Annotated in this window: 20 protein-coding genes; 10 read left to right on the forward strand and 10 right to left on the reverse strand. The window is 63.8% G+C overall.

Annotation, left to right across the window (positions count from 1 at the left end):
* Window positions 1-5 precede the first annotated feature (5 nt).
* Window positions 6-815 carry a ferredoxin--NADP reductase gene (locus tag ACW5DN_RS03410; RefSeq protein WP_456961355.1) on the reverse strand — a complete coding sequence of 270 codons (810 nt, stop codon included), beginning with the start codon at window positions 813-815 and terminating at the stop codon, window positions 6-8.
* Between ACW5DN_RS03410 and ACW5DN_RS03415 the strand changes: the two genes are divergently transcribed.
* The 3 genes from ACW5DN_RS03415 to ACW5DN_RS03425 all read left to right on the forward strand — a co-directional run bounded on the left by ACW5DN_RS03415 (window position 771) and on the right by ACW5DN_RS03425 (window position 3,594).
* Window positions 771-1,526 (forward strand): DUF488 domain-containing protein, encoded by a 756-nt coding sequence (locus ACW5DN_RS03415; RefSeq protein ID WP_456961356.1) that lies wholly within the window; start codon window positions 771-773, stop codon window positions 1,524-1,526. The genes ACW5DN_RS03410 and ACW5DN_RS03415 overlap by 45 nt on opposite strands.
* Before the next feature lie 137 nt (window positions 1,527-1,663).
* Window positions 1,664-1,903, forward strand: coding sequence for a heavy-metal-associated domain-containing protein (locus ACW5DN_RS03420; RefSeq protein ID WP_456961357.1), 240 nt, complete (start codon window positions 1,664-1,666; stop codon window positions 1,901-1,903).
* A gap of 152 nt (window positions 1,904-2,055) precedes the next feature.
* Window positions 2,056-3,594, forward strand: coding sequence for a fumarate hydratase (locus ACW5DN_RS03425; protein WP_456962943.1), 1,539 nt, complete (start codon window positions 2,056-2,058; stop codon window positions 3,592-3,594).
* A gap of 45 nt (window positions 3,595-3,639) precedes the next feature.
* On the opposite strand, the gene ACW5DN_RS03430 is transcribed toward ACW5DN_RS03425, so the two are convergent.
* The 4 genes from ACW5DN_RS03430 to ACW5DN_RS03445 all read right to left on the reverse strand — a co-directional run bounded on the left by ACW5DN_RS03430 (window position 3,640) and on the right by ACW5DN_RS03445 (window position 7,680).
* Entirely contained in the window at window positions 3,640-4,596 is a 957-nt protein-coding gene (locus ACW5DN_RS03430; RefSeq protein WP_456961358.1) for a patatin-like phospholipase family protein, read from the reverse strand.
* On the reverse strand, window positions 4,596-5,801 hold the full coding sequence (locus tag ACW5DN_RS03435) for a phospholipase A (protein WP_456961359.1): 1,206 nt from the start codon (window positions 5,799-5,801) through the stop codon (window positions 4,596-4,598). The genes ACW5DN_RS03430 and ACW5DN_RS03435 overlap by 1 nt, the downstream gene beginning before the upstream one ends.
* 17 nt (window positions 5,802-5,818) lie before the next feature.
* Complete coding sequence (locus ACW5DN_RS03440) at window positions 5,819-7,084, reverse strand: phospholipase D-like domain-containing protein (protein ID WP_456961360.1); 1,266 nt, start codon at window positions 7,082-7,084, stop codon at window positions 5,819-5,821.
* Window positions 7,085-7,194: 110 nt separating this feature from the next.
* On the reverse strand, window positions 7,195-7,680 hold the full coding sequence (locus ACW5DN_RS03445) for a DUF456 domain-containing protein (RefSeq protein ID WP_456961361.1): 486 nt from the start codon (window positions 7,678-7,680) through the stop codon (window positions 7,195-7,197).
* A 207-nt stretch (window positions 7,681-7,887) separates the two neighbouring features.
* Between ACW5DN_RS03445 and ACW5DN_RS03450 the strand changes: the two genes are divergently transcribed.
* Window positions 7,888-8,097: a cold-shock protein gene (locus ACW5DN_RS03450; protein WP_036193815.1), complete on the forward strand. Its 210-nt coding sequence runs from the start codon at window positions 7,888-7,890 to the stop codon at window positions 8,095-8,097.
* Between the two features lie 151 nt (window positions 8,098-8,248).
* Here ACW5DN_RS03450 and ACW5DN_RS03455 read toward each other — a convergent pair whose 3' ends face one another.
* Entirely contained in the window at window positions 8,249-8,722 is a 474-nt protein-coding gene (locus ACW5DN_RS03455; protein ID WP_456961362.1) for a glycine zipper 2TM domain-containing protein, read from the reverse strand.
* Window positions 8,723-8,806: 84 nt separating this feature from the next.
* Window positions 8,807-9,250 carry a hypothetical protein gene (locus ACW5DN_RS03460; RefSeq protein ID WP_456961363.1) on the reverse strand — a complete coding sequence of 148 codons (444 nt, stop codon included), beginning with the start codon at window positions 9,248-9,250 and terminating at the stop codon, window positions 8,807-8,809.
* A gap of 79 nt (window positions 9,251-9,329) precedes the next feature.
* Here ACW5DN_RS03460 and ACW5DN_RS03465 point away from each other — a divergent pair, with 79 nt between their 5' ends.
* Complete coding sequence (locus ACW5DN_RS03465; protein WP_456961364.1) at window positions 9,330-10,151, forward strand: tRNA threonylcarbamoyladenosine dehydratase; 822 nt, start codon at window positions 9,330-9,332, stop codon at window positions 10,149-10,151.
* Here the strand turns inward: ACW5DN_RS03465 and ACW5DN_RS03470 are convergent.
* Together ACW5DN_RS03470 and ACW5DN_RS03475 are read right to left on the reverse strand one after the other, a co-directional pair.
* Window positions 10,148-10,927 (reverse strand): TatD family hydrolase, encoded by a 780-nt coding sequence (locus tag ACW5DN_RS03470; protein WP_456961365.1) that lies wholly within the window; start codon window positions 10,925-10,927, stop codon window positions 10,148-10,150. The two genes, ACW5DN_RS03465 and ACW5DN_RS03470, sit on opposite strands and share 4 nt — an antisense overlap.
* Before the next feature lie 9 nt (window positions 10,928-10,936).
* Window positions 10,937-11,161 carry a DUF6116 family protein gene (locus tag ACW5DN_RS03475; protein ID WP_456961366.1) on the reverse strand — a complete coding sequence of 75 codons (225 nt, stop codon included), beginning with the start codon at window positions 11,159-11,161 and terminating at the stop codon, window positions 10,937-10,939.
* Between the two features lie 167 nt (window positions 11,162-11,328).
* Between ACW5DN_RS03475 and ACW5DN_RS03480 the strand changes: the two genes are divergently transcribed.
* The 4 genes from ACW5DN_RS03480 to ACW5DN_RS03495 all read left to right on the forward strand — a co-directional run bounded on the left by ACW5DN_RS03480 (window position 11,329) and on the right by ACW5DN_RS03495 (window position 16,389).
* The gene (locus tag ACW5DN_RS03480; RefSeq protein WP_456961367.1) at window positions 11,329-12,144 is read left to right on the forward strand and encodes a glycine zipper 2TM domain-containing protein; all 816 of its coding nucleotides are present in this window, start codon (window positions 11,329-11,331) and stop codon (window positions 12,142-12,144) included.
* 148 nt (window positions 12,145-12,292) lie between these two features.
* Window positions 12,293-13,456 carry an acyl-CoA dehydrogenase family protein gene (locus ACW5DN_RS03485; RefSeq protein WP_456961368.1) on the forward strand — a complete coding sequence of 388 codons (1,164 nt, stop codon included), beginning with the start codon at window positions 12,293-12,295 and terminating at the stop codon, window positions 13,454-13,456.
* A gap of 14 nt (window positions 13,457-13,470) precedes the next feature.
* Window positions 13,471-14,028 (forward strand): GNAT family N-acetyltransferase, encoded by a 558-nt coding sequence (locus ACW5DN_RS03490; protein ID WP_456961369.1) that lies wholly within the window; start codon window positions 13,471-13,473, stop codon window positions 14,026-14,028.
* A gap of 81 nt (window positions 14,029-14,109) precedes the next feature.
* Window positions 14,110-16,389, forward strand: coding sequence for a thiamine pyrophosphate-dependent enzyme (locus ACW5DN_RS03495; protein ID WP_456961370.1), 2,280 nt, complete (start codon window positions 14,110-14,112; stop codon window positions 16,387-16,389).
* Between the two features lie 30 nt (window positions 16,390-16,419).
* Here the strand turns inward: ACW5DN_RS03495 and ygfZ are convergent, their stop codons facing one another.
* Entirely contained in the window at window positions 16,420-17,262 is an 843-nt protein-coding gene (gene ygfZ / locus ACW5DN_RS03500; RefSeq protein WP_456962944.1) for a CAF17-like 4Fe-4S cluster assembly/insertion protein YgfZ, read from the reverse strand.
* Window positions 17,263-17,354: 92 nt separating this feature from the next.
* Here ygfZ and ACW5DN_RS03505 point away from each other — a divergent pair, with 92 nt between their 5' ends.
* Window positions 17,355-17,531: a DUF1674 domain-containing protein gene (locus ACW5DN_RS03505; protein ID WP_456961371.1), complete on the forward strand. Its 177-nt coding sequence runs from the start codon at window positions 17,355-17,357 to the stop codon at window positions 17,529-17,531.
* The last annotated feature ends 110 nt before the right edge of the window (window positions 17,532-17,641 follow it).

Genomic DNA, 17,641 nt, shown 5'->3' on the forward strand with positions numbered 1-17,641 from the left:
CCCGGCTACTTCTCCACGAAGGCCCGCTCGAACACGTAATGGCCCGGCACGCCGATGCGGGGTGCGGCGACGAAACCCCGGCCGTCCAGCAGGGCGCGAAAGTCGGCCAGCATCTGCGGGCTGCCGCAGATCATTGCCCGGTCGTGCTCCGGGTCGAGCGGCTCCACGCCGAGGTGCTCCATCATTTGCCCCGTGGCCATCAAGTCGGTCATCCGGCCGCGATGGTCGCACCCGTCGAACTGGAAGCTCTCGCGGGTGACCGCCGGGTAGTAGCGGAGTTTCTGCGCGATCGTCTCGCCGAGAAAATCATGCCGCGGCAACTCGTTGAGGATGTAGTCGCGATAGGCGAGATCGTCGGCACGCCGGACACCGTGGGTCAGGATCACCCGGTCGAAGCGTTCGTAGGTTTCCGGGTCCTTGATCACCGACAGCCATGGCGCGAAGCCGGTGCCGGTTCCGAGCAGGTACAGGTTGCGACCGGGGTGCAGGTCGTGGATCAGCAGTGTCCCGGTCGGCTTGCGGCCGATCCGGATCGTGTCGCCCGGCTTGATGTGCCGCAACCGGGACGTCAACGGGCCGGAGGCGACCTTGATCGAGAAGAACTCCAGTTGCTCCTCCCAGTTCGCGCTGGCAATCGAATACGCGCGCATCAGGGGCTTGGTCGAGCCGTCGGCTTGCGGGATATCCAGGCCGATCATGACGAACTGGCCGTTGTCGAAACGGAAGCCGTTGTCGCGGGTGGTGGTGAAGCTGAAGTAATCGTCCGTCCAGTGACGGACGTCCAGCACGGTTTCGGTGCCGAAGGCAGGGGACATGGCGGATTTGCTGCGTGGGGACAGCGCATTTTAGCCGATTGCGGCAAAACGTTCCGGAAACCCCAAGCGGCCATGGTTGCTGGTTCCATCGCCGCTCGGCGACCGAATGATTCCCCCGTCAATGTCACTTCACGGGCGGCAGCGCATCCTGTCCGCATGGATGGGCAGAACCACACGTTGTGGACGATCGGCCACTCGACCCGCGACTGGGACGTCTTCGTCGGCATGTTGCGTGACGCCGATATCCGCGTGCTGGGCGATGTGCGCCGGTTTCCCGGCTCGCGCCGAAACCCGCAATTCTCTGCCGATACCATGGCGCGCGAATTGCCGCCGACCGGAATCGCCTACCTGCCGATGACCGGGCTCGGAGGCCGTCGCAAGGTCGATCCTCATACCCGCAATACCGCTTGGCGCAACGCCAGTTTTCGCGGCTATGCGGATTACATGGAGACCGCCGACTACCAACGCGCGAGAGACCATCTCGCCGAGCTGGCAGCAAACCAGCGCGTGGCCGTCATGTGCGCCGAAGCGGTCTGGTGGCAGTGCCATCGGGGGTTGATTTCAGATGATTTCAAGGCCCATGGCTGGGACGTCATTCACCTGATGGCGCCTGGGCGCAGTGACGAACACCCGTACACCTCGGCGGCCAGGATCGTTGATGGAAAACTGGACTATTCCGCGCCCGAGCCGCCGCAGGCCACGCTGTTCTGACGCGGCTGGTAACCGATACGGTATCTGCGCTACGCCTGATCCTGGTCAAGGCAACGCGACCCGATTTCCGCGACTCTGGCGACCAGCGCTCCGAAGACCATCGGGGCATGCCACCAAGTATCAGGAGTGCCGAAACCATGTTGCTCGATGTAGAAGAAATTACCTGCGACAAGTGCAGTGACGCCATAACGACCGCCATCCTGGCCCAGGATCCCACCGCCCAGGTCACCGTCAATGTCGACCACAAGCAAGTCCGCGTGGAAGGGCTCCTGACCCAGCAACAGGCCATCGACGCGCTCGCGACCGCCGGGTATCCGGCCAGCAATGCGGCGCCCCATAGCGGTGAAGGTAGCGACTGCTGCGGCGGTTGCTCCTGATCGGGACCATCGGGATTGGGGAGTGGCGTGTCGCTTGGCGGCGCGTCGCTCCCGTGTTCGGGGCCTGATTCGCCACCGGGCCGGCTCCGATCGCTAGAATATGGCTTCCGCAACCAGCACCGAAGCCTGCCGTGAGCCCTGTCGCAAGTCCGATTTCCGCCCGTCAACCCGTCTCGATCCGGCAGGAGGACTTGATCCAGTCAGTCGCCGATGCCTTGCAGTACATCTCGTACTATCACCCGGTCGATTACATCAAGAGCCTCGCCGCCGCCTACGAGCGCGAAGAGAGCGTCGCCGCGAAGGGTGCGATCGCGCAGATCCTGATCAACTCGCGCATGTGCGCCGAAGGCCACCGGCCGATCTGCCAGGACACCGGCATCGTCACCGTGTTCCTGGAAATCGGCATGGACGTGCGCTGGGACGACGCCACGATGGGCGTGGAAGACATGGTTCACGAGGGCGTGCGCCGCGCATACGCGCACCCCGACAACAAGCTGCGCGCGTCGGTGCTGGCCGACCCGGCCGGCAAGCGCGTCAACACGAAAGACAACACGCCTGGTGTGGTCAACGTCAAGGTGGTGCCCGGCAACACCGTCGATGTGATCGTCGCGGCCAAGGGCGGCGGTTCGGAGGCGAAAGCCAAGTTCGCGATGCTCAACCCGTCCGATTCGGTTGCCGAATGGGTGCTCAAGACCGTACCGACCATGGGCGCCGGCTGGTGCCCGCCGGGCATGCTCGGCATCGGCATCGGGGGCACCGCCGAGAAGGCGATGTTGCTGGCCAAGGAATCGTTGATGGAGCCGATCGACATCACCGAGCTGAAGGCCCGCGGCCCGTCCAACCGCGCCGAAGAGTTGCGCATCGAGCTGTTCGACGCGGTCAATGCGCTGGGCATCGGCGCACAGGGGTTGGGTGGGCTGACCACGGTGCTCGACGTCAAGGTCAAGGATTATCCGACCCACGCCGCCAACCTGCCGGTGGCGTTGATTCCCAACTGCGCGGCCACGCGGCATGCGCACTTCACCCTTGATGGCAGCGGCCCGGTACAACTGGATCCGCCATCGCTGGAAGACTGGCCCGAGCTGACCTACGACACCTCCAATGGCCGGCGCGTCGACCTCGATACCGTGACCCCGGCAGACGTCGCCAGCTGGCAGCCGGGCGAGACGATCCTGCTCAACGGCAAGTTGCTTACCGGTCGCGATGCCGCGCACAAGCGCATCGTCGGCATGCTCGACAAGGGCGAGCCGCTGCCGGTCGATTTCAAGGGCCGGTTCATTTATTACGTGGGCCCGGTTGACCCGGTGCGAGACGAAGTCGTCGGCCCCGCCGGCCCGACCACGGCCACCCGGATGGACAAGTTCACCGAGCAGGTGCTGAGCCAGACTGGCTTGCTGGGCATGGTCGGCAAGGCCGAACGCGGTCCGGTTGCGATCGAGGCGATCAAGAAGCACAAGTCGGTTTACCTGATGGCGGTCGGTGGCGCCGCGTATCTGGTGTCCAAGGCGATCAAAGCCTCACGCGTGGTGGCTTTCGAGGATCTGGGCATGGAGGCGATCTACGAGTTCACCGTGCGCGATATGCCAGTGACGGTGGCGGTCGACAGCAGCGGCGAGTCGGTCCACCAGACCGGCCCGCGCACGTGGCAGGCGCGCATCGGCAAGATTCCCCTGCTGGTCGAGCCCGCCTGACCCGTAGGGTGCATTAGGCGCCAGCCGTAATACACCATGGCCGGCCTACAACCGCTCCACCAGCGCCTTCAGTTTCTTGCGTGTGCCCGGCAGGGCCAAGTAGGCCGTTGCCAGCTTCTCCAACGCGGCGATGTTGACCGCGCTGGTGTCATCCAGGTCATCCAGGCCGGCCAACAGTTCCGCCTGCATCCTGAAGTAACTGTCACCAACCAACTGTCGGGTGATGTAATCCACCGACTCGGCGTTGCCGTCGAACAACACGTCGATGATCGGCACGGCCCACTCCAGCGCGCCCCATTCCCGGGCGGACTCCAGACTGATGGGCCGGGTGCGCTCCCCGGTGCCGATCGAAAGTACCACCAGGTCGCCGCATTGGTGGGCATCGCGGTCATAGCGCAAGGCCTCGGCAATCGCGCACATGGTCGGGTTGTTGGCAACGACACCGCCGTCGATCAGCGAGCAGGTCTTGCCTTCTATTTTCATCGGATGTGCGGGGAAATAGGTGGGGGCGGCGGTGGTTGCGCGGCAGACTTCCCAGACCAGCAAGTCCCGGTGGCTGGGCTTGAAACTCTTGAAGATCACCGGCTTGCGCGAGATGGTGTCGTAGCTGGGGATCACGGTCGGCAGCTTGAGCTGGCCCAGCGTGGTCTTGCCAAAGACCTTCTTCAGTATCTTCTCCAGCCCCTTGCCGTCGTACTTGGGTGCGGACGGCCCGGCGCTGAAAAATCGTCCGGCGCGTGACCACAGGCGGTCGGTCATCCCCGGGAAAATCTCGTCGCGCTGGGTGCGGTAAACCTCGGCCATCATCTCGGGGCCCAGGCCGATACCGAGCCCGCAGGCCACCAAAGCGCCGGTGGAACTGCCGGCGACCAGGTCGAAGCTGTCAAGCAGTCCGGGCTTTCCTGCCCGTGCCAGTGCGTCCTCCACGCCGCCAAGCCAGGTGCAGCTGACCAGGCCGCGGATGCCGCCGCCGTCGAAGGACAGGATTCGTTTGGCCTGCATCAGAACCACTCCAGCAGCGAGATGCCCAACCCGATCTGGGTGGATCGATGGTCATAGTCAATCAGGCTTTCGCCATAGCCGTCGAATACCTGCAGATGGCCCCGCAGCGTGCGAGTCAAAGGAAAGCCCCAGTCGAACCGCACCGCGCCGTGGGATCGATCGCCGCTGCGCATCGAGTGTCGCGCCATCAGCGCGAACTCATGGCCGCCGCGGGTGTGCACCAAGGTGACGTCGCCGCGCCCGACGTAGTCCTCGATGTTCGGGTTTTCGTCCTCGCTGCCGTCGGATATCCGCCACCACGGGCGCACCATCAGGGCCCAGTTTTCCCGGTCCAGGCCGAAATTCATTACCACCCGGTTCCAACTGCGCGACAGGGGGTCGGCGCGACCGTTGGACTGGTGGTTGATGCCGATACCGAGCATCCGGCCGCGCCAGTGCTCGCCCAGGCCGTAGTTGTTGCGGAACACCAGCATCACTTCCGGTTCGTAATTGGACTCGCGGAAGGGACGCGAGTTGTCGCCTTCGTAGACCTGCCAGTGCGAGACTTGGGTGTACCCCATCCAGATATCGCCGTTATCGCCAAACAGGTTCTCGACCGCCTTGGTCTTGAAGCTGATCTGGAACTTGGTTTCCACGTCCTTCAGTGATAGCGGCTGTGCCGGCATGACCGGGTTGGAGCTGGTGGGAAGTTCGTTTGGATGGCTACTCCACACGGCTGGGAGCAGGTAGACGGGCTTGTAGGCACGCAGATTGAAAATGCCCAGCTTGGAATCGCGAGCCAGTTCCCAGCGGCTGTCCAGCAAGCCGCCTTTGCCGGCGTTGGCGATGCTTGCATCCAGCGGGTTGGGCGGGCCGTTCTCGGCGCGGAACAGGTCACTCAGCCCCTGCCGCAGGCGTTCGCGCCGGGGCAGGTCTGCGCGTCGGCTGCGCTGCTGTGCCGCGCTGGCGTCCTTGAGCTGCCGCGCCTGGAGGGCCTGTGCGTCGGCGACGGAAGGGCCCTCCGGGTGACGCCCAACAGCGGCGTCGTAGCAAGCCAGGCGCTCCACGTCGATATTGAGCGCCGCGCAGGCCTCCGGGTGTGCCGGGGCGTCTGGTGACAGAAAGTCCTGCGCCAGCGTCGGACTGGAGGTCAAGCCGATGAGCAATCCGATCGACCAACAGCCTGGCAGCAGCGCCCGGCGGCGTGTCGGCGCGGGAACCAACATCGTCTGGTCGCCCGGCTTCACAATTGTGACTTGATTGGCAACAAGACCCGCTCGGCAATTTTTTCCGTCCACGGCCGTTCCTGCCAGGTTTGGTAGGTGTAGCGCTTGCTCGACTCCAGGTCCCGCTCGAACACCCTGGTCATCCGCTCCGCAAGTTCATGGTCATAGATGTTCAGGCTCGCCTCGTCGTTGAGCTGGAACGAGCGGATGTCGAAGTTGGTGGAGCCGACCGAGACCAGTTCCTGGTCGATGACCAGCAGCTTGGTGTGGATCATCGTGGGTTGGTATTCGTGGATTTCGACGCCCGCGTCCAGCAATGGCCCCCAGGTGGACTTGGACGCCAGTCGTACGGCGTTCGCATCGATATGCGGGCCCGGCACCAGGATCCGGATTCGCACGCCGCGTTCGCGAGCCGCCACCAGCGCGCTGATGATCAACGAGTCTGGCACGAAGTACGACGCGGTCAGGTCGATCGACTGCTCGGACGCGGCGATCGCCATCAAGTACATCAGATGCATGCTTTCGCTGCCACCGGACGGAGAGGCGGTGAGCATATGCGCGTCGATATCTCCGGCAGGCGGCAGTGCGGGGAAATACTTCGGGCCGTTCAACACCTCGCCGGTGCTCTTGATCCAGTTGTCGTTGAACGCCGCCTGTATTTGCCCCACCACCGGGCCTTCCACCCGGAAGTGCATGTCGCGCCAGTGATCGGGATCCTGCGCGTGGCCCTGCCACGGGTCCGCAATACCGACGCCGCCAGTGAAGCCGATCTTGCCATCGACCACCAACAGCTTGCGGTGGGTGCGGTTGTTCATCCGGCTCAGGTTGTACCAATGTAAGGGCCGGTAACGCTCCAGCCGAACGCCTGCGTCGCGCATGCGATCCAGCAACTGCTGATCCATCTTGAGGCTGCCGACCCAGTCAATGGTGACGTGCACCGGGATGCCTGCCCGCGCACGCTCTGACAGCGCTTCGGTGAACTCTTTGCCAATCGCTCCGGACCAGTAGATGTAGGTCTCAAAGGTGATGGAAACCTGCGCGCTGCGGATTGCCTCCAGCATCGACGGAAAGATTTCGTCACCGTTGTTGAGGGCTGTGACCTGGTTTCCAGACAACACCGATGGACCCAGCATCACCGACATTTCCCGACGGAATTGCGGGTCGCTGATTGCGTAGCGATGCTCGATTTTGCGGTCGAGCTGCTTGGTCGGGGTGGCGAAGTTGAGCCCGATGATCACAGCCAAGGCAGTGATCAGCACGGTGGCTAGGATGATCCAGGTCATGCGTTGGCGACTCCATCGTGGCATTGATGCTCCCCACACCCCATCTGAAGGTGCCTACTTTGCCCGTTCATGGTCAAAGTTGGTGTGAACGTGGCATGGGTGCCAGAGGGTCAAATAAACCACGCAAAGGCAAAAATTCCCAACATCGCGAACGCCAGCCCAACCTTGAGCACGGTGCCGACCAGGATGCCCAGCCAGGTACCGAAACCGACCCGGGCCGCCTGGCGGACTTGTCTGCCGTGGATCAACTCGCCGACCAGGGCGCCAATAAAGGGACCCGCCAGTACACCGATGATGCCGAAGAACAAGCCCACAAGGGTGCCAACTACCGCGCCCACCAAGGCCAGTCGGCTGGCGCCGACTCGCTTGGCGCCCATCGCAGTGGCAAGCAGGTCGACGGCGATCGACAGCACGGTCAGCACGCCCAGCACGACCACCACCCACCATCCCACCTGTTCGAAATTGCCGGCCCAGGCCGCCAGCAGCATGCCAGCGAACATCAACGGCACCCCTGGCAGGGCAGGCAGTACTGTGCCGGCCAGGCCCACCAGAACCAGCAACGCGGCGATGAGGTAGTAGATATTCACCAGATCCATGCCAAGTCCCCACCAGTTTTACTGGATACGTTATTGCGTTTTCACACTGTACGGGTTAGTTTCAGGCCGCTGTTTGTCAGGGTCACCGTGAATCTTGGCTCGATGCGCTGATCCCATGATCGCTTCATCGTTGTACCTCGCTTCCTCCTTGCAACCAGCACCGTGCAACCGCGCTGTTGTCAATCAAATGTTCCAAGGAGCAAGTTAATGTCCAACCGTGAAACCGGAACCGTCAAGTGGTTCAACGATGCCAAGGGTTTTGGCTTTATCAGCCGTGAAAATGGCGAAGATGTGTTCGTCCATTTCCGTGCCATCCAGTCCGAGGGCTTCAAGAGCCTGCAGGAAGGCCAGCAGGTCTCGTTCGTCGTGACCCAGGGTCAGAAGGGTTTGCAGGCTGACGAAGTCCAGGCCGTATAAGACGCGAACCCCGGCACCCGCCGGGATTCGGCTGTCGAAATAGAACAGGCGGTCCGCAGTTGCGGGCCGCCTGTTTTTTTACGGGAACGTTTTTTTGTTGGAATGTGGCACTTGGGGCGCAGCCGCGCGCGCAGCTGTCGGACAGCGCGTATCAGCGCGCCCAGGCCCGCCCGTTGTATACGCGCACGTACGAGCCTTGGCGGATGCCGCCCAGGTCGTCCTGGCTGACCACGGTGGTGCGGCCGTTGTCCATGCGCACATGGACGTTGTAGCCCGCCCCGCCGACCCGGTTCTGGATGGCGTTGCCTGCCACCGCGCCTGCCACCGCGCCTGCAACGGTAGCGGTGTTGCGACGACCCTTGCTCTCGTCATCGGCCAGCTCGCGGCCCGCAGCCGCACCTACCAGACCACCCAGAACCGCACCGGTGGCATTGGGCACATTGCTGTTGTTGCCGACCTGCTCGATACGAACCACGGTGCCGCAGTCCTGGCAATTGGCGCCGTTGTTGCCGTAGTTCGGCGACGGTGAGCCGTAGTTGTTGCCGTAACCCGGGGTGGCGCAACCGGCCAGAGCAAGGCTGGCAGCGGCGGCCACACCGAACAATTTGAGGTTCTGGATATTCATGCGGATCTCCTGCGAAGGCGGGGTGTCACCGGATGATGGGCCCGGTTGCGCCCTCAACTTATGCGCTGGATCGTGAACATCCGGTCAACCGCGAAAATCCTGATGACAGGCTTTGCATGACTCACCGATGCTCTTGGTGACCTTGGCCAGGCCTTCGCAGTTGAGCGGGGGACTGGCAAGTGCTGAATCCAGCGTCGCACGCAGGTCGCCTGCGTGCTCGACGAAACGCTTGTCGTCGCGCAAGCCAGGAAGGGCAGGCTCCAGGTCATTGGCGACCGTCCGTAGTGCCTGCAGGTGCGGCAGACTGTCAGTCGCGGCGCAGCGGTTGGCCTTGACGCTCCCGCCCAGCTGTGCGGCGTGGGCCTGCATCATATGCATTGCCGCATGTGGGAAGTGATCCTGCCAACCCTTCCGGCTCTCGATCGCGCGCAATGCCATGACCGTTGCGAGCACGCCGATGACCAAGCCCAGCAGCAACAGGAAAATGTACTTTGACCCATTGGTGGTCTTGGGCGTGGGGGTGGTCATGGTCGCGCTCCTGTGAATTTCGCCGAACGATAGCACGCGTGTCGCCGGTCTCGTGCTCGGTGGCACTTACAATGCCCGGATGAATACTGCTTCGCTGGACCCGGCTTTGCTGGAACGTTTTGGCGGGATCGACCGCTTGTATGGTGCCGGGGCGCTGGCGCGGTTCTCGGGCAGCCGGGTTGCCGTGATTGGCATGGGCGGGGTTGGCTCGTGGGTGGTGGAGGCCTTGGCGCGTAGCGGGGTCGGACACTTGACCCTGGTCGATGCCGACGATATCTGTGTGTCCAACAGCAACCGCCAATTGCCCGCGCATGCCGGGCAGTTTGGCAAGGCCAAGGTCGAGGCGATGGCCGAGCGCTGCAGGGCTATCAATCCGTTGCTGGAGGTGGAACCGGTCGCAGACTTTCTGGTCGCCGGCAACATGGCCCAATTGCTGGACCGCCGATTTGACCTGGTGCTGGATGCCTGCGACAGCTTCCGTAGCAAAGTCGAGTTGATTGCATGGTGTCGACGACGCAAGTTGCCACTGGTGGTGTGTGGCTCGGCAGGCGGGCGGGTCGATCCGACCCTGGTGCGGGTGCGGGACCTGTCTCGTACCGAGCACGACGCGATGTTGGCGCTGGTACGTAAAAAATTGCGGAGCGAGTTCAATTTCCCCAAGAGCCTGCAGCGCTATTTCGGAGTGCCGGCGGTGTACTCGCTGGAGAACGTGAGGTATCCGCAAGCCGATGGCAGCGTCTGCGGCTTGCGTCCGTCGGTCGCTGGGGACGCGGCGCTCAAGCTCGACTGTGGCGCCGGTCTGGGCGCCGCCACGCACGTTACCGGCGCGTTTGCGTTTGTCATGGTGGGCAAGGCGCTGGAGCTGCTGTTGAAGCCGCCGCGGGTGCTTCCACCCGCCTAGGTCGGTTTCCGGGTCGGTGGCAACCGGAACAATCGTTCGGCATTCGCTGTCGTTGCGGCGGCCACCTCTGCTGGTGCGACCTCGCGCAAGTCGGCAATGGTCTGCAGTACATGGGTCAGGCGGGCCGGCTCGTTGCGCTTGCCGCGATGGGCGGCGTCGGGTTGGTCGGGTGCGTCGGTTTCCAGCAGCAACCACTCCAGCGGCATGGTGGCGGCCAGTTTGCGCAGCCGGTTGGCGCGCGGGTAGGTGACCGGGCCACCAAGGCCGAGCAAAAAGCCTTGTTCCCACAGATTCTCGGCCTGCTGCTGGCTGCCTGAAAAGCTGTGGACGACGCCGCGCAAGCCACCGATTGCACGGATCGCCATCGTTACCGCATCCACCGCCTTGCGGGCGTGGACGATGACCGGCAGATCGAACTCACGAGCCAGAGTGAGTTGGGCCTGGAAGCAGGTCATCTGGAGGTCACGATCAAGTCCGTCGACGAAGTAGTCCAGTCCGCACTCGCCGACCGCTACCGGGCTCTCGCGCTCGATCCACTGGCGCAGCTCGTCCAGGTGCCTGGGGTGATAGGAGGCCAGGAACATCGGATGCAGTCCGTAAGCCGGGTGCAGCCGATCATCGGCCTCGCATACCGCGCGCAATTTCGGCCAATCAGCGGCAGTCACTGCAGGCACGATCTGTCGGGTGACACCGGCCTGGATGGCGCGCGCGATCACCTCGGCGCGGTCGACATCAAACTCCGCGGCGTCCAGGTGGCAATGACTGTCGACCAGCACGACGAACCGTTACCGGTCGCGGTCGCGAGGTGCCGGAGCCTGAATGGTGTCCTTGCGATTTTTCCAGTTAGCCAGCAGCAAGGTGCCCAGGCCCAGGACGATTTCATCGATGAACGGAAATGGATCGGGTATCAAGACAGTGATTACGAACAAGGCCGCGGTCAGCTTGAACAGCGTTGGGTAGCGCAGCTTTCGCGCCCAGCTGAGTAGCGGCAGGAGCAAAGGATTGGGCATGACCATCTCGCGAGTCGGATAACCGGGAAGCTAGCACGCGCTGATCGGGCGGACTTCACGGTTTGGCGGTTGTGGTCTCGGCTGGCGGCCTCTGTTCAGCATCAAGGTGCTCAGATACCGACATCTGAAATGGCGGAATGCACCGCTTCACGAAGGAGAGCGACGTAATGAACAAGAACATGCTTGCCGTGGCGCTCGCCGCCCTGCTGGTTGGTGGCGTGGCCGTCGCCGCCTACAACAGCTTCAGCGGCACCGATGCCGGTGAATCGGCACTGGTTGCCAATGGCGACGGGTTGACTGCCAATCTGTCGGGCGACGTCGACAGCGCCGGTGCGATCAAGCCCAGCGGCAACCTGGAGTATGCCGACGTGGTCAACGTTGATCCGATCCTGAAGAAGCAGGAATTGTTTGCCAGCGTGATCGGCACCGACCCGATTCGCGAGACCAGCACCACCTCGACCCCGCGTCAGGTTTGCGAGGACGTGGTCGTGCAACAACGCGCACCCGAGCGCGATGGCAACGTTGGCGGAACGGTCGCCGGTGCTGTGATCGGCGGTGTGTTGGGTAACCAGGTGGGCGGAGGCAACGGCAAGAAGCTCGCGACTGCGGCCGGCGCCGTTGCCGGCGGTTTCGTCGGCAACCGGGTCGATCGCAACCACGTGGGTGGCCAGGTGAGCCAGCGTGTCGACACCCAGTGCCGCACCGTCTCCGACACCTCCAAGTCCACCAAGGTCATTGGATACAACGTGACGTATCGCAATCCCGACGGCACCACCGGCACAATGCGTACGGGCAGCAAGCCCGGCGAGAAGATCTCGCTGGGCAGCGAGGACCAGGTGGTCGCCTACGACGTGACCTATCGCTACCAGGGACAGGATCAAACCGTGCGTCTGGACGATGAGCCCGGCAAGCGCTTGCCGGTGATCGATGGCCAGGTAGTCACCCAGACGGCCTCGGCGAACACTGGCGCCGATCGCGGCTGATTTCACAAGCGCGAACAGGCAACAACCCGAAGGGGCCGGAATTTCCGGCCCCTTTTTGTTTTGCCGCGGATTGCTTCGTTGCGATGTTCCTGATGCTTTCCTTCAGGGCGCCTGCTTACAATGGGAGCTTTCCAAGTACGAGTTCACCATGGCCCTGAATCCCTACGACCTGTACGACACCCGTTCCCTGCTGACCGAAGAGGAGCGCGCCGTGCAGGACACGGTGGCGCGGTTCACCGACGAGCGGGTGCTGCCGATCATCGGTGACGCGTTTGATGACGGCCGCTTCCCGAAGGAGCTGGTGCCGGAGATCGCAGAACTCGGCCTGCTGGGTGCGACCCTGCCGGAGCAGTACGGCGGCGGTGGCCTGAACTCGGTCAGCTACGGCCTGATCTGCCAGGAGCTGGAGCGCGGCGACAGCGGCATCCGCAGCTTCGTCTCGGTGCAGTCCTCGCTGTGCATGTACCCGATATTTGCCTATGGCACCGAAGAACAGAAGCAGCGCTGGCTGCCCGACATGGCCGCCGGCAAGGTCATCGGTTGTTTCGGCCTGACCGAAGCGCATGGCGGCTCCGACCCGGGCAACATGAAGACCCACGCCAAAAAAGACGGCGGCGACTGGGTGCTCAACGGCTCCAAGATGTGGATCACCAACGGCAACCTGGCCGACATCGCGATCGTCTGGGCGCAGACCGACGACGGTATCCAGGGCTTCGTGGTCGAGAAGGGCATGGCCGGTTTTGCTGCCCAGGAGATCAAGCACAAGATGAGCCTGCGCGCGTCGGTGACGTCGTCGCTGTTCTTCGACAACGTGCGCGTGCCCGAAGCCAACCGCTTGCCCAACGTGAAAGGCCTGCGCGGTCCGCTGGGCTGCCTGACCCAGGCCCGTTACGGCATCACCTGGGGCCCGATCGGCGCGGCGATCGCATGCCTGGACGAGGCGCTGAACTACTCCAAGGAACGCATCCTGTTCGACCGTCCGGTGGCGGCGACGCAATCGGCCCAGCTGAAGCTGGCCGACATGGCGCGCCGGATCACCATGGCGCAGTTGCTGGTCGTGCAGTTGGGCCGGCTGAAGGACGCCGGCACCATGGCGCCTACCCAAGTCTCGCTGGCCAAGTGGAACAACTGCCGGATGGCGATCGATATCGCGCGCCAATGCCGCGACCTGCTGGGCGGTGCCGGCATCACCACCGAGCATTGCGCGATCCGCCACGCACTGAACCTGGAATCGGTGATCACCTACGAGGGCACCGAGACCGTGCACCAGTTGGTGCTTGGCCGCGAGCTGACCGGCATCAACGCGTTCTAGGAACCCGATACCCCATGACCGTTCACCTCGGACCTACGCTTGAAACCGAACGCCTGATCCTGCGCCCACCGCAACGTCCGGATTTCGAGGGCTTCGCGGAGTTGATCGGCGACGAGGAGGCCGCCCGCTACATCGGTGGCGCCCTGCCGCGTGCCGCCGCTTGGCGCAAGTTCCTGCAGATGCCCGGAGCGTGGGCGATGCAGGGCTTTGCCATGTTTTCGGTCATCGACAAGACCAGCGGCGAGTGGCTCGGCCAGACCGGTCCGTGGCAGCCCGAAGGTTGGCCGGGGACCGAGGTGGGCTGGTCATTCAAACGCTCATCGTGGGGACGTGGCTATGCGCATGAGGCGGCGATTGCGACGATCGACTGGGCGTTCAACCATCTGCAGTGGTCCGAGGTAATCCATTCGATCGATCCGGACAACCGCGCTTCGCAAGCACTGGCGGCGCGACTGGGCTCGACCAATCGTGGGCCGGGCCGGTTGCCGCCCCCATTGGAGGATCATCCGATCGAGATATGGGGACAGACCTGTGAGCAATGGCAAGCGCGGCGCGCGAAGCCTCCGTCCTGAGTCAAATCGCCATCACTGCCGCGAGATCCGGTGCCTTTCCCCCATTTGAAGCCTTGCTTGACGGTGAGGCGGAGCCTGTCGATGTCAACATTGTCCAACCCCATCCCCGCGCGCATGAGGGGTCTTAATCGCGCCGAGATCTGTGATGTCAATTTCACCGAGTTCGTGCGCGACTGGGACGGCGCGATCGACGCGCCACCGGCGCCGCATGAGCCGATCGTCGAAGGCAGCGCGCTGGACGCACAAAGCTTCATCGAACTGTTCGAGTCGCAGCTGGTCAGCCGTCACCTCGACCTGATGGCGCGCGTGTTGCGGGTGCAGAACAAGGTCTTCTACACCATCGGTTCGTCCGGCCATGAAGGCAATGCGATGGTGGCCCGGGCGACCCGGCATACCGATCCGGCGTTCCTGCATTACCGCAGTGGCGGCTTCATGGCCGAGCGCTTCCGCAAGTTGCCGGGCATGGACCCAGCGATGGATTCGGCACTGAGCTTTGCGGCCAGCAAGGATGATCCGGCCAGTGGCGGCCGGCACAAAGTCTGGGGTAGCAAGCCGCTGTGGGTGCTGCCACAGACCTCGACCATCGCCTCCCACCTGCCCAAGGCGCTCGGCACGGCGATCGCGATCGAGGCCGGCAGGCGGCTCGGCCATGATCTGCCAATCCCCGATGACAGCATCGCGATCTGCTCGTTTGGCGACGCCTCCAGCAACCATGCCACCGCCCAGACCGCGTTCAACGCCGCAGCATGGACGGCGTACCAGAAGCTGCCCGCGCCGGTGCTGTTCGTCTGCGAGGACAACGGCATTGGGATCTCGGTAAAAACTCCGAACGGCTGGATCGCGCAGAACTTCTCGCAGCGGCCGAACCTGGATTATTTCACTGCCGACGGGCTTGACCTGGCGACCGGCTATGCCGACGTCCAACGCGCCGTCGAGCATTGCCGCCGCACCCGCCGGCCGACCTTCCTGCACCTGCGCACGACCCGGATCATGGGTCACGCCGGTACCGACTTCGAGATCGAATGGCGTTCGCTGGAGGAATTGTGTGCCGTCGAAGCGACCGACCCGCTGCTGCGCTCAGCCGCGATCGCTCTGGAATCGGGCCTGATGTCGAAGGACGAGGTGTTGGCGCTGTACGAGGCCACCCGTAAGCGCTGCTTCGCCGCCGCGGAGGAAGCCGATCGCCGGCCCAAGCTCGACAAGCTTGAAGACGTCATCGCACCGTTGGCGCCGTATACGCCGGCGACGGTCAAGGCCGAGGCCGAACGCGCCGATTTCGGCCAGCGCCGGCTGGAAGTGTTCGGCGAGGAGTCGAAACTGCCGGAGAAACAGCCGCCGCGCCACCTCGCAATCCAGATCAACCATGCGTTGCACGACACCTTCGCGAAGTATCCCGAGGCCCTGCTGTTCGGCGAGGATGTGGCCCAGAAGGGCGGCGTCTACACGGTGACCAAGGGACTGCAGAAGGCCTTCGGCGCGCGCCGGGTATTCAACACGCTGCTCGACGAGACGATGATCCTTGGCATGGCACAGGGGTTTGCGAATGTCGGCATGCTGCCGATCCCGGAGATCCAGTACCTGGCGTACTTCCACAACGCCTGCGACCAGCTCCGCGGCGAGGCCGCAAGCCTGCAGTTCTTCAGCAATAACCAGTACGCCAACCCGATGGTGGTGCGCATCGCCGGACTGGGTTACCAGCGCGGATTTGGCGGCCATTTCCACAACGACAACTCGATCACCGCCTTGCGCGACATCCCCGGCCTGGTCGTGGGTTGTCCGTCACGTGGCGACGATGCGGTGACCATGCTGCGCACCTTGACGGCATTGGCGAAGGTCGATGGGCGGGTGAGCGTGTTCCTGGAGCCGATCGCGTTGTACATGGCCAAGGACCTGCACGAGCCGGGCGATGGCGGCTGGTTGACCAGCTATCCCGCACCGGGCGAGGCAATGACGCTGGGCGAGGGCAGGGTGTACGACGCCGGCCACGACGACCTGGTGATCTTCACCTACGGCAACGGGGTGCCGATGAGCCTGCGCGCCGCCCGCGCGATCGAACAGAAACATGGCTGGAAGACGCGAGTGGTCGACCTGCGCTGGCTGGTGCCGCTCAATGACGGGTTCATCGTCGATCACGCACGTGATGCGAAACGAATCATCGTGGTCGACGAGGGGCGTCGCAGTGCCGGTGTCGGCGAGGGCGTGATCACCGCGATTGCCGAAGGCGGACTGGGAGCCATTCCGTTCCAACGCGTGGTCGGCGTCGACACCTACACCCCGTTGGCCGGCGCGGCATTCCTGGTGATCCCGGGCGAGGAGGACATCGTTGCGGCGGCGGACCAGTTGGGTGACACGAAAATCTGACGGGCGCGCTTCGCTCGTCGTGGCTTAACTTCAGCGAGCAAGGCCGTCCATCAGGATGCCTTCGCGCGCAGTGGTGCCGTCCACGCTCAATCTCGCCGCCTCGCTCCCGCGCTCCAGCGGCAGCACGGCGAGGCTGACATGCCGCCCGCCATGGGTGGCAGCGGCCGCAATGCGACCCAATACGGTAGTGACGCCGTCTGCGGCAGTGCTGGTCACGTCACTGCCAGATGCGGTCGCAGCAGTGGCCTCCAGCAGAACCAATCCACGCTTCGCCTTGCCGAGAAAATGCGTGCGCGCGACGATCTCCTGGCCCGGGTAGCAGCCCTTCTTGATGCTGAAGCCGGACAAGCGTTGCAGCGACAATTGCTGCGGCGTCCATTGTTCTGCCTGTGATTCCGGCAGCCGTGGCAAGCCGTGCTCGAGATCGATCAGCCGCCAGCGCGCGGCCCCGTCGGTGTTGGCGGACGCGGCGTCTGTGGCCGACGTCGCTGCGGCAATCCGCAAGCCTCGCGGGCCGCCCTCGGCGCTCATGTCGAACTCGACCGACCCGTCGTCAGCAATTTCGGCCAGGTTCCCGCTTGCCGTTTTTGCCGCTGAGAACCGCCCGCTGACCTCCAAATCGTCGCGCACGCTGATCGTGACCTTGCTGCGGAAAAGGAACCCGCGCAAACGCTCGGCCAGCGCTCTGGGGTCGGCATCGGGCAATAGCAGCCACACACTCTCCTCGTCCAGCTTGAGCAATGCGAACAGCGCAATCACGCGACCCTTCGGCGTCAGCCAGCCGTTCCATTGCCATTGTCCGGTAGCCAGCGCATCAAGGTCATTCATGAATTGGGCCTGCGCAAACCCGACGGCGTCCCGTCCCTGGAGCATGACCACGCGGTGCCCGGACAACGTGAAGCAGGCGTCATCGTCGTATTGCGACTTGTCAGACAAGGGGCCGAGTCCTAAGATTGGGGTCTGTGATGATAGGCCAAACCACTTCCGAGACCGATTCCGAGGCGTCGCCCGGGACACCCGCTCCGCGGGCCCCCGAGACGACAGCAACGCCATTGGCACCGGTCGAACACGGCGGTCGCAGCGGACCCGACCCCACCCGCTATGGTGACTGGGAGAAGAACGGCCGCTGTATCGATTTTTGATCGTCACCGTAACGAGTTCTGATCCACCATCAGTCGAGTCTTCGGGCGTGCCCGAAGGCCTGCAATTCCTGCCACGCGGCCACGCCGCCCAGCCCAGAGAGCGCCGTTGC

This window comes from Lysobacter sp. A289, assembly GCF_054072675.1.

What these genes read in the sequence shown, in the direction of transcription:
- ACW5DN_RS03430 (WP_456961358.1), bottom strand. Translation starts at nt 4,596, where the DNA reads ATGCAGGCCAAACGAATCCTGTCCTTCGACGGCGGCGGCATCCGCGGC.
- ACW5DN_RS03455 (WP_456961362.1), bottom strand. Translation starts at nt 8,722, where the DNA reads ATGAATATCCAGAACCTCAAATTGTTCGGTGTGGCCGCCGCTGCCAGC.
- ACW5DN_RS03475 (WP_456961366.1), bottom strand. Translation starts at nt 11,161, where the DNA reads ATGCCCAATCCTTTGCTCCTGCCGCTACTCAGCTGGGCGCGAAAGCTG.
- ACW5DN_RS03490 (WP_456961369.1), top strand. Translation starts at nt 13,471, where the DNA reads ATGACCGTTCACCTCGGACCTACGCTTGAAACCGAACGCCTGATCCTG.
- ACW5DN_RS03435 (WP_456961359.1), bottom strand. Translation starts at nt 5,801, where the DNA reads ATGTTGGTTCCCGCGCCGACACGCCGCCGGGCGCTGCTGCCAGGCTGT.
- ACW5DN_RS03445 (WP_456961361.1), bottom strand. Translation starts at nt 7,680, where the DNA reads ATGGATCTGGTGAATATCTACTACCTCATCGCCGCGTTGCTGGTTCTG.
- ACW5DN_RS03440 (WP_456961360.1), bottom strand. Translation starts at nt 7,084, where the DNA reads ATGACCTGGATCATCCTAGCCACCGTGCTGATCACTGCCTTGGCTGTG.
- ACW5DN_RS03410 (WP_456961355.1), bottom strand. Translation starts at nt 815, where the DNA reads ATGTCCCCTGCCTTCGGCACCGAAACCGTGCTGGACGTCCGTCACTGG.
- ACW5DN_RS03505 (WP_456961371.1), top strand. Translation starts at nt 17,355, where the DNA reads ATGATAGGCCAAACCACTTCCGAGACCGATTCCGAGGCGTCGCCCGGG.
- ACW5DN_RS03450 (WP_036193815.1), top strand. Translation starts at nt 7,888, where the DNA reads ATGTCCAACCGTGAAACCGGAACCGTCAAGTGGTTCAACGATGCCAAG.
- ygfZ (WP_456962944.1), bottom strand. Translation starts at nt 17,262, where the DNA reads ATGCTCCAGGGACGGGACGCCGTCGGGTTTGCGCAGGCCCAATTCATG.
- ACW5DN_RS03495 (WP_456961370.1), top strand. Translation starts at nt 14,110, where the DNA reads ATGTCAACATTGTCCAACCCCATCCCCGCGCGCATGAGGGGTCTTAAT.
- ACW5DN_RS03480 (WP_456961367.1), top strand. Translation starts at nt 11,329, where the DNA reads ATGAACAAGAACATGCTTGCCGTGGCGCTCGCCGCCCTGCTGGTTGGT.
- ACW5DN_RS03485 (WP_456961368.1), top strand. Translation starts at nt 12,293, where the DNA reads ATGGCCCTGAATCCCTACGACCTGTACGACACCCGTTCCCTGCTGACC.
- ACW5DN_RS03420 (WP_456961357.1), top strand. Translation starts at nt 1,664, where the DNA reads ATGTTGCTCGATGTAGAAGAAATTACCTGCGACAAGTGCAGTGACGCC.
- ACW5DN_RS03460 (WP_456961363.1), bottom strand. Translation starts at nt 9,250, where the DNA reads ATGACCACCCCCACGCCCAAGACCACCAATGGGTCAAAGTACATTTTC.
- ACW5DN_RS03465 (WP_456961364.1), top strand. Translation starts at nt 9,330, where the DNA reads ATGAATACTGCTTCGCTGGACCCGGCTTTGCTGGAACGTTTTGGCGGG.